The sequence below is a fragment of the Achromobacter sp. genome (genome assembly GCF_036567245.1).
Lineage (GTDB): Bacteria > Pseudomonadota > Gammaproteobacteria > Burkholderiales > Burkholderiaceae_B > Achromobacter.
On the sequence record NZ_DATCUY010000434.1, the window covers coordinates 1 to 16,708 of the forward strand.

Annotated in this window: 14 protein-coding genes; 7 read left to right on the forward strand and 7 right to left on the reverse strand. The window is 66.9% G+C overall.

Translation table 11 applies throughout. The annotated features are described in order from the left end of the window. Positions 1 to 90: 90 nt before the first annotated feature. On the reverse strand, positions 91 to 1,248 hold the full coding sequence (locus VIR09_RS18615; RefSeq protein ID WP_332014207.1) for a glycosyltransferase: 1,158 nt from the start codon (positions 1,246 to 1,248) through the stop codon (positions 91 to 93). A 2-nt stretch (positions 1,249 to 1,250) separates the two neighbouring features. Beyond that, complete coding sequence (locus VIR09_RS18620) at positions 1,251 to 1,628, reverse strand: hydrogenase (protein ID WP_332014208.1); 378 nt, start codon at positions 1,626 to 1,628, stop codon at positions 1,251 to 1,253. Between the two features lie 229 nt (positions 1,629 to 1,857). On the opposite strand from VIR09_RS18620, the gene nhaA reads away from it, so the two are divergent. The 4 genes from nhaA (at position 1,858) to tenA (ending at position 5,211) form a co-directional block, all read left to right on the forward strand. Further along, entirely contained in the window at positions 1,858 to 3,078 is a 1,221-nt protein-coding gene (gene nhaA, locus VIR09_RS18625; RefSeq protein WP_332014209.1) for a Na+/H+ antiporter NhaA, read from the forward strand. A gap of 65 nt (positions 3,079 to 3,143) precedes the next feature. Further along, entirely contained in the window at positions 3,144 to 3,536 is a 393-nt protein-coding gene (locus VIR09_RS18630; protein WP_332014210.1) for a DUF488 domain-containing protein, read from the forward strand. Positions 3,537 to 3,662: 126 nt separating this feature from the next. Further along, positions 3,663 to 4,448, forward strand: a complete 786-nt coding sequence (locus VIR09_RS18635) for a 3-hydroxybutyrate dehydrogenase (protein WP_013396791.1) — start codon at positions 3,663 to 3,665, stop codon at positions 4,446 to 4,448. A gap of 100 nt (positions 4,449 to 4,548) precedes the next feature. Continuing rightward, positions 4,549 to 5,211, forward strand: coding sequence for a thiaminase II (gene tenA / locus VIR09_RS18640; RefSeq protein WP_332014211.1), 663 nt, complete (start codon positions 4,549 to 4,551; stop codon positions 5,209 to 5,211). 52 nt (positions 5,212 to 5,263) lie between these two features. Here tenA and VIR09_RS18645 read toward each other — a convergent pair whose 3' ends face one another. The 3 genes from VIR09_RS18645 to VIR09_RS18655 form a co-directional block, all read right to left on the reverse strand. After that, positions 5,264 to 7,744, reverse strand: coding sequence for a TonB-dependent siderophore receptor (locus VIR09_RS18645; protein ID WP_414639443.1), 2,481 nt, complete (start codon positions 7,742 to 7,744; stop codon positions 5,264 to 5,266). Between the two features lie 196 nt (positions 7,745 to 7,940). Then, the gene (locus VIR09_RS18650; protein WP_332014212.1) at positions 7,941 to 8,936 is read right to left on the reverse strand and encodes a FecR family protein; all 996 of its coding nucleotides are present in this window, start codon (positions 8,934 to 8,936) and stop codon (positions 7,941 to 7,943) included. Positions 8,937 to 8,947: 11 nt separating this feature from the next. Continuing rightward, positions 8,948 to 9,454: an RNA polymerase sigma factor gene (locus VIR09_RS18655; RefSeq protein WP_332014213.1), complete on the reverse strand. Its 507-nt coding sequence runs from the start codon at positions 9,452 to 9,454 to the stop codon at positions 8,948 to 8,950. A 116-nt stretch (positions 9,455 to 9,570) separates the two neighbouring features. Between VIR09_RS18655 and VIR09_RS18660 the strand changes: the two genes are divergently transcribed. The 3 genes from VIR09_RS18660 to VIR09_RS18670 all read left to right on the forward strand — a co-directional run bounded on the left by VIR09_RS18660 (position 9,571) and on the right by VIR09_RS18670 (position 13,660). Then, positions 9,571 to 10,332, forward strand: coding sequence for a uracil-DNA glycosylase (locus VIR09_RS18660; RefSeq protein WP_332014219.1), 762 nt, complete (start codon positions 9,571 to 9,573; stop codon positions 10,330 to 10,332). A gap of 275 nt (positions 10,333 to 10,607) precedes the next feature. After that, positions 10,608 to 12,383 carry a DEAD/DEAH box helicase gene (locus tag VIR09_RS18665; protein ID WP_332014214.1) on the forward strand — a complete coding sequence of 592 codons (1,776 nt, stop codon included), beginning with the start codon at positions 10,608 to 10,610 and terminating at the stop codon, positions 12,381 to 12,383. Positions 12,384 to 12,472: 89 nt separating this feature from the next. After that, a complete protein-coding gene (locus tag VIR09_RS18670; protein WP_332014215.1) occupies positions 12,473 to 13,660 on the forward strand; it encodes a class I SAM-dependent methyltransferase in 1,188 nt (395 codons plus the stop codon). A 35-nt stretch (positions 13,661 to 13,695) separates the two neighbouring features. Here VIR09_RS18670 and VIR09_RS18675 read toward each other — a convergent pair whose 3' ends face one another. Next, on the reverse strand, positions 13,696 to 14,796 hold the full coding sequence (locus VIR09_RS18675; protein WP_332014216.1) for a CCA tRNA nucleotidyltransferase: 1,101 nt from the start codon (positions 14,794 to 14,796) through the stop codon (positions 13,696 to 13,698). Then, positions 14,793 to 16,708 (reverse strand): lytic transglycosylase domain-containing protein (locus tag VIR09_RS18680; RefSeq protein WP_332014217.1); only part of this gene is annotated, 1,916 nt, incomplete at its 5' end. The genes VIR09_RS18680 and VIR09_RS18675, both read right to left, overlap by 4 nt.

The window sequence follows — 16,708 nt, forward strand, 5'->3', positions numbered from 1 at the left end:
GGGCGCGCGCGCAGGCCCTGCTGCCGCGCTACCGCGACCGGCTGGTCGAAGCCATGAACGCCCTGCTCTGGCACTGAACCGCCGGCCGCCTCAGGCGACGCGCGCCGACCCCCGCAGTTCTGCCAGCCAGCCGGCATAGGCCTGTTCCACCAGGGCGGCCGTGCGTTCGGCGGAGAACTGGCCTTGGCCCCGGATCAGTTCCCGCCCCGCGTCGCCCATGCGGCGTCGGAGGACGGGATCGGCCAACAGGCTTTCCAGCGCGGCGGCCAATGCCGCCGGATCGCCGGGCGGCACCAGCAAGCCGGTCACGCCGGCCTGCATGGTCTCCGGCACGCCGCCCACATTGGTGCCCACCACCGGCAGCCCCATGGCCGCGGCCTCGATGAAGACCGTGCCCAGGGCCTCGCGCAGCGTCGGCAGCGCGAACACGTCGAAGGCCGTCAGGACATTGCCGATGTCGTCGCGCCGGCCGGTGAAATGCACGCGTTGGACCAGGCCCAACTTCTCTGCCTGCGCCCGCAGTTGCCCGCCCATGGGCTGGCCTTCGCCCACCAGCACCAGATGGGCATTCGGAAACCTGGCCGAAATGCGATGAAAGGCGTCGATCAGATCGCAATGGCCCTTGTCCGCGCGCATCACGGCCACGCAGCCGACCACCAGTGCGTCCTCCGGCATACCGAGCTCACGCCTGACGCAGGCGCCGCTGCGCACCTGGGGCAGCACTACCGGCGAATGGATGGTGGCGATGGCCTCCGGCCGCGCGCCCCCGTCCAGCAGTTGCCCGCGGACGTAGCGGCTGACGGCGATGACGCGATGCGCCAGCCAGGTATAGGCGTAGAGGGAATTGATAGGCTTGGCCAGATGGCGCGTGCGCACAATGAGCGGCGTGCCGGCCAAGCGGGCCGCGAGCGCGCCCAGGACGGTATCGCGGCGGCTGTGCGTATTGACCACGTCGAAATGCCCCAGACGCAACAGGCGGCGCACGAAAGCGACGCAGCGCACGAAGTTGAACGGGCCATCCATGGGGACGAGATGCACAGTGAAGCCGGCCTCGCGCAAGCGCCGGCCCAGCTCTGCCTCCGGTTGGCAGACCGCTTCCAGATGATGGCCGCGCTCGCGCATGGCGATCATCTCCTTGTAGATGCAGAATTCCTGGCCGCCGAACGAGGTGGCGGCTTCGGTATGCAGGATGCGCAGGCGCGCGTCGAGACCGGGCCGGGCCTGGAACGATTCAATGGGATCCGGCATGATCAAGGATGTCCGCCTTGAGAAGTGTCCGCGTCGCTCCAGCAGCGTCCCTGCGACAGCAGGTAGGCCTCCAGATAGGAGATGTCTTCCTGCTCCAGCGCCGCCGCGCCCGCGCTGGCGCAATCGCGCGGGCACTCGGAAGCCTGCAGCCGGTTTTCAGACCAGACGCGGGCCGCGCCGGTGCGGGACAGTTCGAAGCGCGCACCCGCGCGCGCCCAGCCCAGCAGGCGCTCGCTCGGGGTCAGTTGCCGGGTCTGGTAGACGCCATGCGGACTCGGGGCCGCCGGCACGGCCAGCGTGTCGCCAACATCCACCAGACGGCTCGCGGCGCCGGGCTTGCCGGGTGTGTAGGTCAATACCGTAAGAGGGCGTAGTGGCATTTAGCTAGCAAGAGTCGCCAGGCGGCCTTGCTAGCCACGGACTGGTCGGGATTCGAGGGTAAGGGTTTGGTCGCCGGGCAAGCAACGCCAACAATTCGACGCTGATTAGCTGTTTTTTCAAACAAATGAAAGACGTTCGACGAAATAGAAGAGTCCCGAAATACCAATTCAGGTAAAATTCAGGAATGAAACGCGCATCTTATCAAAACGTAAGCAAAGCCGGTACTGCATGAATTCACAGCCCGTACCTCCCCACAAGCCGGTTTCGTTCCTGCAAGCGTTCCTCCGTTCCGAAGCGCTGGGCGGCTATGTCCTGATGCTGGCCGCGCTGGTCGCGCTGGTGGTCGCCAACAGCCCCGCCGCCCCCGCCTATTTCAGCGTGCTGGAAACCAAGCTCGGCTTCCACGTGGGTCCGGTCCTGCTCAAGGAAACCGTGCTGCACTGGATCAACGACGGCTTGATGGCGGTGTTCTTCCTGCTGGTCGGACTCGAAATCAAGCGCGAAGTCCTGGACGGCCAGTTGCGCGGCGCGGCCCGTATCGTGCTGCCCGGCATCGCCGCCCTGGGCGGCATGGCGCTGCCGGCGCTGATCTACGTGCTGATCAACTTCGGCAGCCCCGACACCCTGCGCGGCTGGGCCATCCCCGCCGCCACCGACATCGCCTTCGCGCTGGGCATCCTGGCGTTGCTGGGCAGCCGCGTGCCGACTTCGCTGAAAATCTTCCTGACGGCGCTGGCCATCCTGGACGACCTGGGCGCCATCGTCATCATCGCCTTGTTCTATACCGCCGACCTCAACGTGTTCGCGCTGAGCATGGCGGGCGCCCTGCTGGCCTGCCTGTTCTGCCTGAACCGCGCTGGCGTGCTGCGGCTGACGCCCTATCTGCTGATCGGCGCGGTGTTGTGGTACTTCGTCCTGAAGTCCGGCGTGCATGCCACGCTGGCCGGCGTAGCGCTGGCGCTGACCATTCCGCTGCGCCCGCAAACCCAGGGCCATCCCGGCGCGCATTCGCCCCTGCATGTACTGGAGCACGCGCTGCACAAGCCGGTGGCCCTGCTGATCGTGCCGATTTTTGGCTTCGCCAACGCCGGCGTGTCGTTCGCCGGCATGGGCCTGGGCAGCCTGGCGCAGCCCGTGCCCCTGGGCGTGGCGCTGGGCCTGTTCCTGGGCAAGCAGCTGGGCGTATTCGGCTTTGCCTGGCTGGCCATCAAGAGCGGCATCGCCACCCTGCCGCGCCACGCCAGCTTCAAGCAGCTGTACGGCGTGTCGCTGCTGTGCGGCATCGGTTTCACCATGAGCCTGTTCATCGGCGCCCTGGCGTTCACGGATCCGGCCTCCATCGACGCCACCAAGATCGGCGTGCTGACAGGCTCCCTGGCGTCCGCCGTGGCCGGCTTCCTGCTGCTGCGCGCCTGCGGGACGCGCGCCGGCGCCCCGGAAAATCCTTGAGCACCGCTTGAATACGGACGGCGGGCGCTAAAGTAGCGGGATCCGAAACGATACCGGGAGCCGCCATGAAGCCGTCCGCCATCATCGTGCAACGCGTCTACGAGGGCTTGGGCCCGGAAGGCAGCTACCGGGCGCTGGTGGACCGCATGTGGCCGCGCGGGCTGCGCAAGGCAGACCTGCACCTGGACGAATGGGCGCGCGACGTCGCTCCCACCCTTGAGCTGTGCAAATGGTTCAGCCACATCGAGGAACGCTGGGAAGAATTCCGCCAGCGTTACCAGGCCGAACTGGCGGAACCCGAGCAGCAGGCCCGCATGGCCGCCTTGCTGGACGCGGCCGGCGACCGCCCGCTGACCCTGCTCTACGGCGCCCGTAATACTGAACACAACCAGGCCATCGTGCTGCACGACGTACTGCAGGACTATGTCCGCCATCATCGCAAGCGCAAGAAGGCCTGAGCCAGCGTCCGTTTGCGCGTTCAGCCTGCTCTAATCCTGGCGCGCTACCATCAGGCCATGCTCCCCGCATCCGTGGGCGACAGGGCACGGCCCGGCCCACCGGCAATCCCAACCGGAGGTTCCAGCATGCATAACCTGAATGGAAAAGTCGCCGTCGTCACCGGCGCCGCCAGCGGCATCGGCAAGGAAATCGCCCTCACGCTGGCGCGCGCCGGCGCGGCTGTCGCCATCGCGGACCTGAACCAGGCCGGCGCCGACGCCGTCGCCCGCGAAATCGAACAGGCCGGCGGCAAGGCCATGGGCGTGGCCATGGACGTCACCAGCGAAGACGCCGTGAACCAGGGCATCGACCGCGTCGCGGCCGCCTACGGCAGCATCGACATCCTGATTTCGAACGCGGGCATCCAGATCGTGAACCCGATCGAGAACTTCGCATTCTCGGACTGGAAGAAGATGCAGGCCATCCACGTGGACGGCGCATTCCTCACGACCAAGGCGGCGCTCAAGCATATGTACAAGGGCGACCGCGGCGGCGTGGTCATCTACATGGGCTCGGTCCATTCGCACGAAGCCTCGCCGCTGAAGTCCGCCTACGTGGCCGCCAAGCACGCCCTGCTGGGCCTGGCGCGCGTGCTGGCCAAGGAAGGCGCGGCGCACAACGTGCGCTCGCACGTCATCTGCCCGGGTTTCGTGCGCACGCCGCTGGTGGAAAAGCAGATCCCGGAACAGGCCAAGGAACTGGGCATCAGCGAAGAGGACGTGGTCAAGAAGGTCATGCTGGGCGACACGGTCGACGGCGTATTCACGACGGTCGAGGACGTGGCGCAGACCGCCCTGTTCCTGGCCGCCTTCCCCAGCGCCGCCTTCACCGGCCAGTCCTTCGTGGTCAGCCACGGCTGGTACATGCAGTAATTCGGCCCGCGGCGCCTTTTGCCGCGCGGTCTTTGATACCCTAGCCCTCTTTGTGGACCGGCGCGCAGTCGCGCGCCGGCAGCCTGCCTTGAGGAACCCCATGTCTTTCAGCTCCGACGCCTGGGCGCGCAACGCCGCGCTGTACGAAACCACGCGCGACATGCCGTTCAACCAGGAACTGGCCAGCGGCCAGCTCGACGAGAACGCATTCAAACATTACATGATCCAGGACGCGCACTATCTGGTGGCCTTCGGACGCGCACTCGCCATTGCTTCGGCCAAGGCCGACGACGCCGACGGCGTGGTGCAGTTCGCGGATGCGGCCAAGGGCGCGGTCGTCGCCGAACGCACGCTGCACGCCGGCTTCCTGAAGCAGTTCGGCATCGACGACGCCACCTTCGCAGCCACGCCGCTGACCCCGGCCTGCCACCACTACACCAGCTACCTGATCGCCACCGCCTGGAGCGCGCCTTATCCGGTAACGCTGGCGGCCCTGCTGCCGTGCTTCTGGATCTACGCCGAGATCGGCCGCGAGATCCATGCGCACGCGGCCCAGCCCAATCCCTATGCGGCCTGGATCGAGGCCTATGCCTGCGAGGACTTCCACGCCCTGGTGCAGCGGGTCATCGCCACGGTCGACCGCATTGCCGAAAAGGCGTCCGCCGAAACGCTGGCGCAGATGCACGCGGCCTACACGCGCGCCGCGCAGCTGGAATGGATGTTCTGGGATTCGGCCTATCGCCAGGACGGCTGGCCGGTCTGAACGCTGGCGCAACCCCCAGGGCGCGCGTGTTCGTACGCGCGCCCCGCCGCATCTAGAACTGATAGCGCGTGCTCAGCAGGAAACTGCGAGGCGTACCGTAGTAGTTGCCACCATTGTTGCCCGCCAGCGTATCGAAATAGCGCTTGTCGAACAGGTTGTTCACGTTCAGCTGGAAATCCAGCTGGCGGTTCACCCGATAGCCCGCCACCAGATCGACCACCGCGTAGGGCGATTGCTTGATCACATACCCGGCGCTGCTGGTCAAGGACTGCGTCGTGATCTTGCTTTGCGCGCGCACCGCTCCGCCCACCCGCCACTGCTCCAACTTTCCTGGCAAGTGATACATCGCCGACACCTTGAACTGGTGCTGCGGAACATAGCTGGCGTAAGGTTGGCCGGATGCGCCATCCACGCCGCCGCTTGAGACCTTGGCCCGGGTGTACGAATAGCCGATGCCCACATTCAGGCGCGGCAGCAATTCGCCGTTGATGTCGACCTCCACCCCCTCGCTTTTCACCTCGCCAACGGCGCGGTAGCAATTGGTGGCCACGAAGCACGAGGGAATGTCCGTGACGGCTTGCGGCAGGTTGGTCTGCGTGGTCGAGAACAGCGCAATGGCGGCGTTGACGCGTTCATCCAGATAGCTGCCCTTCAACCCGATTTCGTAATTGGTGCCTTCCACCGGCTTGAGCACGGTGCCGGACGTGTCCAGGTAGTACTGCGGTTTGAAGATGCTGGAATAGCTGGCGTAGACCGAATGGTTGTCGTTCAGGTCATAGATCAGCGCGGCATAGGGCGTGAAGTGGGCATCTTCGCCAAACTTGCGCTGACTGCTCCAGCTGCCCTGGGTCTGTTTATTGTCGAAGTCGTACCAATCCATGCGGGCGCCCAGGATCATGCTCAACGGATCGGCCAGGCGGAAGCGGCCCGTGGCATAGAACGACGTCAACTCGGAGCGTTGGTCGCGCCGCCACATCGTGTCTTTGGCGAAGTCCTGGCGGCGCATGGAATCCGGGTCCCAGGTGGAGGGGTCGACGCCGGAGACCATCAGGTAGCCGCCCGGCTCATCCAGGTAGCTATAGCCGTTGTCCAGCCAGTGGTCATTGCGGTAGCTCGCGCCCACCGCAATATCGTGCTCGCGGCCGAACAGCGTGATCGGGCCTTGGGCGGACAAGTCGAAGCTGCGCTGCTTCTTGTCGTAGTCATAGCGGCCTCCCATCACGTCATATACGGTGCTGCTCTGGCCGCCGTCGCTGGCGACGAAGTATGCGCCGTCGAGCGACGATTTGCCATTGACGCCGCGGGCCGCCGCGCGCGCGACCCAACCGTTGTCGAAGGTATGCTGCAGCTCGGCGAACAGACTGTATTCGCTCTTGTCCCAATAACTCCAGGACGGCGAAAAGCGGCGCGACCGCCGGATATCCAGCGGAGTGCCATTCACCGCGGTGGGCACGCCCATCCATTCGGAGCCGGGGTTATCTTCGCGGTTGGAATGCCCGCCCAGCGTCAGGACGGTGTTAGCGGTCAGATCGATGTCCACCACGCCGTAGTACAGCTGCCTGCGGCTGCTATAGCCGTCGGTGAAATAGTCGCGCGACTGCTGCGAGGTGACGAAGCGCCCGCGCACCGAGCCGCTGTCGTTCAGCGGCCCGCTGGCGTCGAATTCGCCCGAGAAGTTGTTCCACGAGCCCGCTCGCGCGGTGGCAATGAATTGCGCGGCGTCGGTCGGCTGCTTGCGCACGAAGTTGATGGTGCCGGACGGGTCGCCCATGCCGGTCATCAAACCAGTGGGGCCGCGTACGACTTCCACGTGGTCGTACATGGCCGTGGTGCTGTAGGTGGAGGTGTCCGTCTCGTACGACACGGGCAGGCCATCCATCAGGAAAGTGTTGATGGTGAAGCCGCGCGAAAAATAGCGCGACCGGTCATTGCTCCAATGGTTGACCGTGACGCCGGTGGTGCTGTTGGCCACGTCGTCGATCGTCTGCATGGCGAAGTCGTCCAGCTTCTGCCGGGTGACCACGCTGACGGATTGTGGTGTTTCCTGGATGGTCAGCGGCAGCTTGGTCGCCGTGCTCATGGCGCCGGTGGTATAGGAACCGGTGTCCTCGGTGATCGAGTTGCCCTTGCCCACAACGGTGATCGTGTTCATCACCACGCTGTTGGCGTCCTCGACGCGCGACACCGACACATTGCTGCCCGACCGTTCAAACGCCAGCCCGGACCCTACCAGCAGCGCCCGCAAGGCCTGGTCCGGCGTCAGATTGCCTGCCACGGCGGGCGCCTGCAGCCCCCGCACCGTATCGGGCGCGTACGCCAATTCCAGCGACGCCTGCGTCGCCAGTTGCGTCAAGGCGCCTTCCAGCGACTGCGCGGGGATATTCACGGCCAGCGGCGCTTCCTGCGCGTGGACCTCACGCTGCGGCATGGCCAGCGCCAGCATCAAGGACAGGGCCAGCACGGTCAGCCCGCGCGTCGGCGCAGCAAGTCGCGATGTGCCGCGCAGAGTGGGTCCAGAGGGTATACGGTTCACGGGACTAGCGTTCCTGGAGGGATCTTGAGACAAGGCGCGCCAGTCAGCCCATGACGGAGGACGCTGGCGCAGCCGCGGCATCGGATCGATGCCCTTGGGAGACAAGACGCCTGTCGCGGACAAATCCCTGATGGAGAAACGCGATTGAATAGTAACTATTCGTAATTGAACCAACCGACGCGATGGCCCCGAGAAGCTAGCGGCGCACGATCAAGGCCGAGCCATCCACGCCACTTTGCACGCGCACCGGCGCAATCGCGGGCAGCAGATCCAGGAAAGCCTTGGGATTGTCGACGCTGAACACGCCCGAAATCCGCATCGCCGCCACGTCATCACCCGACACGCGGATCGGCGCGCGGCCGTAGCGGTTCATTTCGGAAACGGCTTCGGACAGCGGCACGTCGCGGAATACCGCGCGGCCGCGCTGCCAGGCCAGCAAATTCGCCACGTCCAGTTTTTCGGACGGCGACAAGCGGCCATCCTGCGCCGTGCGCGTGCCCTGGCCCGCCGTCAGCAGTACCTGGCTGCGGCTCCACCAATGGCTAGACTGGACCGCCACCGTGCCCGACTCCACCGCCACGCGCACCACGTCGGCGTCGCGCCGGACATTGAAGCGCGTGCCCGTCACGCGAATGGTCACGCCGCCGGCTTCGACATAGAACGGCCGGCTGGCGTCCGGGGTCACCGAAAACGTCGCCTCGCCCGACTTCAACTCCACCACCCGGCGGTCCGCATGCAGCGCTACCGACAATTGTGTGGCGGTGTTCAGGTCAACGATGGACGCATCGGGCAGCGACACTTGCTGGCGTTGCCCCAACTGCGTTGCATATTGTGCAGCGTAGCCGGGATCGCCCTCGCCCCATTGCGGCAACGCCACGGCCGCGACCACGGCCGCGGCGCCAGCAAGGGCCAACCCCGCCGCCAGACGACGACGCGGCGGCGCGCGGCGGCTGGATGCGGCTTGCGGCTCCTGCGTCAGCGCGCGTAATCGCTCTTCCCCCAACTGCGCGCTGGCATTCCATATGCCGCGCGCGCGGCGGAACTCCAGGTCGTGCGAGGGATTCGCCCGCCGCCACGCTTCGAACTGCTGGCGCTCGGCCTGGCTCATCTGTTCCGAATGCGCACGGGCGAACCAATAGGCGGCCGCGTCGCGGGGATCGGTCAGGGTGTCGGGGTCGATGGGGTCGGTCATTGCGCGGCGGGTCAATCCGGGCAGAAGTGTTTCAGCTGTTCGCGGACTTCTCGGGTGGCGTCCATGATATAGCGCTCGACCGTATTGAGCGCCAGGCCCATCCGCGCCGCAACTTCGGGCTGCGAATAGCCTTCCAGCCGGCACCAGACATAGGCTTGCCGCTTCTTTACCGGCAAGCTGGCCAGGGCGCATTCCAGCGCGTCGGCCAATTGGCGGGCGCGGGCGCTGGACTCCGGGTCATGCCACTGCGCGGGGTCATCGGCGGCCCAGGCTTCCAGCGATACCTCATCATGCCGCGCCTGCCGCCGCATCTCGCTGATCAGCCGATTCTGCGCCGCCCGGCGCAAATAGGATTTGCCGTTGGATACGCTGCGGCTGCCGCCGCTCAGCAAGCCGGCCATCACATCCTGCGCGGCATCCTCCGCTTCGCTGGGCCTTGAATTGCGCTTGGCCCACGCGCCCACCAACTCGCCGTAGTGGGCGAGCCAACCTTTCAGGCTGCTGGGAGGACTGGACATGGCGGCAATCGCGGCGAATGCAGGAAGGCCGCAATATTAACAATGATTCTCAATTCGAATACAACAGCATGTCCACGCTACGGGGCCACCTCACCCGCTATGCCAAAATCGCGCCCATGCCTACCGATAATCGCCTCGTCCCCAACGCCCTGGGCACCCAGACCGCGCAACTCCCCGGCGCCTGGGCCGCCGCCTTTACACCTGGCGCCGTCGCCGACGCGCTGGCCGCCGTGACCGCTCACGTGGAAAAGCGTCTGGGCGAAGGTGCGACCGTCTATCCCGCGACGCCCTTCCGGGCCTTGCACGGCCTGGCGCCGTCGGACGTGCGCGTGGTGATCCTGGGACAGGATCCGTACCATGGCCCCGGCCAGGCCCAGGGCCTGGCCTTCTCGGTGCCGGACGACTGCAAGCGGCCGCCCAGCCTGCGCAACATCTTCAATGAGATCGCCCAGGAGTATCCGGGCAGCGGCGTTCCAGCCGGCAACGACCTGAGCGACTGGGCCGATCAGGGCGTGCTACTGCTGAATACCGCCCTGACCGTGGAAGACGGACAGCCTGCCTCCCATGCCAAGCGCGGCTGGGAAACAGTGACGGATGCGTTGATCGCTCTGGTCGCCAGAGATCCCTCCCCGAAGGTTTTCATGCTCTGGGGCGCCCATGCCCAAGCCAAGCGGGCGTTGCTCCCGGACAACAGCGGCCACCTGGTCCTGATGTCCAACCATCCCTCCCCGCTGTCCGCCCGGAGGCCCCCTGTGCCCTTCCTGGGTTGCGGCCATTTCCTGGCAACCAACCAGTGGCTGATCAACCAAGGGAAAAACCCTATTGATTGGGGACTGGACAAAAAAATAATTCCCATGCAAGGCGAATTCGGGTTATGATCGCCGCACTGCACAAAACGAGTTCGGCATTTACCGCCTTGATTTAGCGGAAGTTTTCGCAGTTCGCCGGGTAACAGCCCCGGCCCCATGCCGAACTATCATCGATTCCTGACCCCTTTCCTTTCGCCCTGCGTTCCACTCAGTACACGAGAACGCGCCACGCGCATGGTTGATCCGGTCGGCACGATGCTCCATCAACCGTCGCCTGGATCCGGCCGCCTAATCCCCTGGCCCGACCAAGCACTGCGTCGCATTGATTGCGGCAAGGGAAAGTAATGTCTTTCGAAACCCTGGGTCTTGCGCCCGCTCTGTTGTCGGCCGTCCAAGAAGCTGGCTTCTCCACCCCCACCCCCGTCCAAGCCTCCGCCATTCCCCAAGCGCTGGCCGGCCACGACCTGATGGTGTCCTCGCAAACGGGTAGCGGCAAGACCGCGGCCTTCATGCTGCCGGCCCTGCACCGTATTGCCCAGATGCCCGCCAACAAGGGCGTCGGCGTGCAAGTGCTGGTGCTGACCCCGACCCGCGAACTGGCCCTGCAAGTCACCGACGCCACCGCCACCTACGGCCGCAAGCTGGCCGACCTGCGCACCGCCACCGTCGTGGGCGGCATGCCCTACGGCGCGCAGCTGAAGGCGCTGTCGCGCCGCGTGGACGTGCTGGTCGCCACCCCCGGCCGCCTGATCGACCACCTGAACTCGGGCCGCGTCAAGCTGAACACCGTGCACACGCTGGTGCTGGACGAAGCCGACCGCATGCTGGACATGGGCTTCATCGAAGATATCGAGACCATCGTCGGCCGCCTGCCGGAAGACCGTCAGACGCTGCTGTTCTCGGCCACGCTGGACGGCACCATCGCCAAGCTGGCGGCGCGCATGATGCGCGATCCGCAGCGCATCGAAATGGCCGGCGCCAAGGAAAAGCACACCAACATCACGCAAAGCCTGCTGTACGCGGACGATGCCAGCCACAAGATGCAACTGCTGGACCACGTGCTGCGCGACGCCGCGCTGGACCAGGCCATCGTCTTCACGTCGACCAAGCGCGGCGCTGACGACCTGGCCGACCGCCTGGCCGACCAAGGCTTTGCCGCCGCCGCCCTGCACGGCGACATGAACCAGCGCCAACGCACCCGCACGCTGTCGCAACTGCAACGCGGCCAACTGCGCATCCTGGTCGCCACCGACGTGGCCGCCCGCGGCATCGACGTGCAAGGCATCAGCCACGCCGTCAACTTCGACCTGCCGATGCAGGCCGAAGACTACGTGCACCGTATCGGCCGTACCGGCCGCGCCGGCCGCAGCGGCCTGGCCTTCACGCTGGCCACGCACTCCGAGCGCCACAAGGTCCGCCGCATCGAGCACTACATCGGCCAATCGATCACGCCTGAAGTGATCGCCGGCCTGGAACCCAAGCGCACCCCGCGTCCCTCGACTGGCGGCGGCGGCGGCGGCAAGCCGTACGGCAAGCGTCCCGGCGGCGGCTACCAGGGCAACCGCGAAGGCCGTTCCTTCGGCGGCCCGCGTGGCGAATTCAAGCCGCGTGAAGGCGGTTACCAGGGCAATCGCGACAGCGCCCCGCGTGAAGGCGGCTACCAAGGCAATCGTCCCTTCGGCGATCGTCCGGCCCGCTCGTTCAGCGATCGCCCCGCCTTCGGCGACCGTCCGCAGCGTGAAGGCGGCTACCAGGGCAATCGTCCCTTCGGTGACCGTCCCCAGCGCGAAGGCGGCTTCCGTGGCGGCGACCGCGATTCGCGTCCCAGCTTCGGCGATCGTCCCAGCTATGGCGACCGCCCCCAGCGCGATGCCCGCCCGTTCAACGAGCGCGGCCCGCGTGAAGGTGGTTTCCGCGGCGGCGACCGTGACTCGCGCCCCAGCTTCAGCGATCGTCCGAGCTTCGGCGACCGCCCCAGCTTCGGCGACCGTCCGCAGCGTGAAGGCGGCTTCCGCGGCGGCGACCGCCCGGAAGGCGGTTTCCGTGGCAAGCCCACGTTCGACAAGCGCCCCGGCGGCCCCGCCAAGCGCTTCGCCAAGCCGGCTGATCGCCGCGGCTAATCGCCCCGCTTGAGCCCACAACAAACCCCGCGCCTGTCGCGGGGTTTGTTTTTTGGGAAAATGACGGCTTGTCCACACCTGCCCCGACCATGCAACGCTCCGCCCCCGGCAATCTGCCCTCCCTCGCCCCCGCCGCCCAGGAACACAGCGCCGCCGCCGCCGCACACCTGCGCGCCACCATCGCCGCCCATGGCGGCTGGCTGTCGTTCGACCATTGGATGGCGCAAGCGCTGTACGCGCCCGGGCTGGGCTATTACGCGGCCGGCAACGTCAAGCTGGCCGACGCCGACGGCGACGTCCGCGCGCCCGCTGGCGACTTCGTCACCGCCCCCCAGCTGACCCCGCTGTTCGCCCGCACGCTGGCGCGCCAGGCCGCCCAGGTGCTGCGCCAGACGCAGACCGACGCCGTGCTGGAATTCGGCGCCGGCACCGGCGCGCTGGCCGAGGGCGTGCTGCGCGAACTGGACGCGATGGGCCTGGAGCAGACCCGCTATCTGATCCTGGAAGTCTCGGCCGACCTGCGCGCCCGCCAGGCGGAAAGACTGGCGGCGTTCGGCGACCGCGTGCAATGGCTGGACGCGTTGCCGCAAGCCTTCGCCGGCTGCGTGCTGGCCAACGAAGTCCTGGACGCGATGCCGGTCTCGATCTTCCGCTGGAGCGAGGCAGGCGAAGTGCTGGAACGTGGCGTGGCAGTGGACGCCTCGCAAGGCTTCGTCTGGGAAGACCGTCCCGCGCCGCCGGCGCTGGCGGCCGCCGTCGCCGCCCGCATGCCGGCCCTGCCCGGCTATGTGTCCGAGATCAACCTGCAAGGCGAAGCCTGGATCGCCGCCATGGGAAGCTGGCTGGAGCGCGGCGCGGCGCTGCTGGTGGACTATGGCTTTCCGCGCAGCGAGTACTACCATCCGCAGCGCGCCGGCGGCACGCTCATGTGCCATCTGCGCCACCATGCCCACGGCGACCCGTTCACCGCGCCGGGCCTGCAGGACATCACCGCCCACGTCGATTTCACCGCCATGGCGGACGCCGCGCTCGAAGCCGGCCTGCAGATTCTGGGCTACACGTCGCAGGCCCGCTTCCTGATGAACGCTGGACTGATGGATCTGCTGGCCCAACTGGACCCAAGCGATGCGCAGCAATACGCGCAGGCGGTAGCGCCCGTGCAGAAGCTCTTGTCCGAATCGGAAATGGGCGAACTGTTCAAGGTGCTGGCGGTGGGGCGCGGCATCACCGAGCCGTTGGCGGGATTCTCGCGCGGCGACCGCCTGGGCAAGCTGTAAAGGCGCGAGCCGCCGCCCTCAGGCCAAAAGCGGCATCACTGCGCCCGCAGCCGTTCCAACCGCGCCAGGCGCACCTGTTCCTTGATGCGCGCCGGATCCCCGGCGCAGGCTTTGGCGATGGCGCCTGCGTCCACCCCGCGCACGGCGGCCGCGCGCGACTGCCACGCTGCTCGGTCCACCGGCCGCAGCACCGAGGCCGCGTCCAGCAGATCAAGAAAGCGTTCCGGCTTGCGCAACGCATCGGCACGCTCCATCAGCGCCAGCTGCACGTCGGCGGGGTCCGCACCCTGCTCCGCAGCCTCCAGCCCCGCCAGCACTTCCGGCAACAGCCGCGCGTAATCATTGCACTCGGTAGGCACGCGCAGGCGTCGGCCCATGGCGTCGCGCTCGGGTGTCAGCCGGCACAGCAGGGCATAACGGCCCGGCAGCGACAGGCCCTGCGCAGCGGCGCGGTCCACCTCCGCCGCGGTTTGGTCCACGCCTTGCAGCTCGGGCATCACGCGCGCCAGCGCACCGCATTGCTGCAGGATGCCCAGCATGCGCGACGGCGCCGCCGCCATCAGGCCACGCGACAATTCCTTCCAGACCCGCTCGGCCACCAGCGCATCGGCCTCGCCGGCCTCGACCATGCGGCGGCACAACTCCAGGGTCTCGGGCGCCACGGAAAAGTCGCCGAAGCGCGCCGCGAAGCGGCCCAGACGCAGGATACGCACCGGATCCTCTTCGAAGGCCTCGCCGACGTGGCGGAAGACGCGGTCGCGCACGTCGGCTACGCCGCCCAGCGGATCGACCAGTTCGCCGTCCTGCGTCTGCGCGATGGCGTTGACGGTCAGGTCGCGGCGGCGCAAGTCCTCTTCCAGCGTGACGTCGGCGCCGGTGTAGAAGGTGAAGCCCTTGTAGCCTCGCCCCGATTTGCGCTCGGTACGCGCCAGGGCGTATTCCTCTTTGCTGCGCGGATGCAGGAACACGGGAAAGTCGCCGCCCACGGGCACGAAACCGCGCCGCGCCATGTCCTCGGGCGTGGCGCCGACCACGACCCAGTCGTGGTCGCCGGGCGGCAGGCCGAGCAGCGCGTCGCGCACCGCTCCGCCCACGATATAGACCTGCAGGCCGTCCGTGGCCGGATCCCGCGTCATGGAATCGAAGTGCTTTCCGCGCCCAGCGGCACGATGTTGCCCAGGCGTTCTTTCAAGGACTGGGGCTGGCCGGTGAACATGGCCGCGTAATAGACCGAGTTGGACATCACGTTCTTGACGTAGGTGCGCGTTTCGTTGAACGGGATGGTCTCGGCGAAGATGGCGCCTTCCACCGGATGCGTGAAGGTCGAGCGCCAGTTGTGCGGACGGCGCGGGCCGGCGTTGTAGCCGGCGCTGGCCAGCATCTGCGACCCGTTCAGGTCGCGCAACACCATGTTCAGGTAGTTGGTGCCGAGTTCGGTATTGGTGTCGAAGTCGTTGACGCTGTCGGGCGTGAAGTTGCTCATGCCGATCTTGCCCGCGACCCACTTGGCCGTGGCCGGCATCAACTGCATCAGGCCGGATGCGCCCACGTGCGAGCGCGCGTCCATGATGAAGCGCGATTCCTGGCGGATCAGGCCGTAGACCCAGGCCGGGTCCAGCGCAATGGCGTTGGCCTTGGCGGTGACGCGGCCTTCGAAGGGTGCGATGAAACGCTGGCTGAAGTCGAACTCTTTTTCCGTGCGGTCAGAGGTGTTAACCACGCGGTCGTAGATGTTCTCGGCGCGCGCCAGTTCGGCGGCGGCCATCAGCTGGCGGTCGCTCATGCCGCGCAGCGTGAAGTTCCATTCCGGCACGGCTTCGGCGCGCCAGCCCAGGCGGAACAACTGGATTGCGCGGCGCAGGCCGGGATTGGCGCGGGCCTCGGTGATTTCCTGGTCGCTGATGGGCGCGGGACGCGGCGGCACGGTGATGCGGCGGCCCAGTTCCTCGGCGGCCAACTGGCCGTAGAAGTCGAAGCGGTCGGCAATGCTGGCGTAGGCGGTGGCGGCCTGTTCCTTGTTGCCGCGCGCGGCCTGGCCCCGCGCCTTCCAGTAGACCCAGGACGAATCGGCCTGCTGCGAGGCGGGCATCTGGTCGATGGATTCCATCACCCACTTCCAGTCGATCTTCGGCTGGCGCAAGGCGGCGCGCACCTTCCAGGCAGCGTTGTACTCCGTCATGCGGATGTGGCCGGCCTCGTGATACCAGTCGTCGGCGCGGCTGTCGAGATTCAGCGCGGCAACCAGCGCGTACTGGCCACGGACCCAGGCCAGGTTCGACTTGGCCATGGACTTGGACCAGTCGCCGGACTTGCCCCATTCGCGGCGCAGGTAGGAATCGGCCACGCTGACGTCGGAACGCGCCAGGCGCGCCAAGGCGATGGTCACCAGTTCCTTCTCGTTGCGGCCCACGGGCTGACGGCTCTGGCGCGTCAGCCACTTCATGGGATCCTTCATGAGCAGGTCATAGGTTTTCAGGTCGCCCGGCTCGAACATGTATTGCGCGAACTTGCGTGCGTCGGTCGTCTTATTGGCTTCGATGGCGTCGCGCAACTGGGGCTCCAACTGCTCCCAGCCCATGATGCCATCGGCGACCAGTTGGTCGTACAGCCCCCAGCACGCGCCGCCCGGCGCGAACACGGCCGCAGCCTGCGCCGCCGTGGCGCGCTGCCCGGTCATGTGCTTGGCATCGAGGATGGCGCACTCGATCTGCGCATTGCTGTTCTTGACGGGCGCGAGCTTGCGCACGGTTTCGAAGTCGCCGCTGCGGGCCGCGGCCAGCAGCCAGTCGCCGCGCAAGCGGTCGGCCAGGTAGGCGTCGGAATTGCCGCTGATGAATTTCTGCAGGTCGGCGGTGGGCCGGCCGGTGGCGGGCGGGGTCCACAGCTGATAGCGCAGCAACCAGTATTCCGGGTACATGCCCAGCGGGTCTGGCTTGGCCTGCGGCACCAGCGCTCCCAACACTGACCACTGTTTGCGGTTCATGGCTTCGCGCGCCGCCACCACGGCGGCCAGCGCGGGCGTCTGGGAAGTGGGCGGCAGGCCCGCCA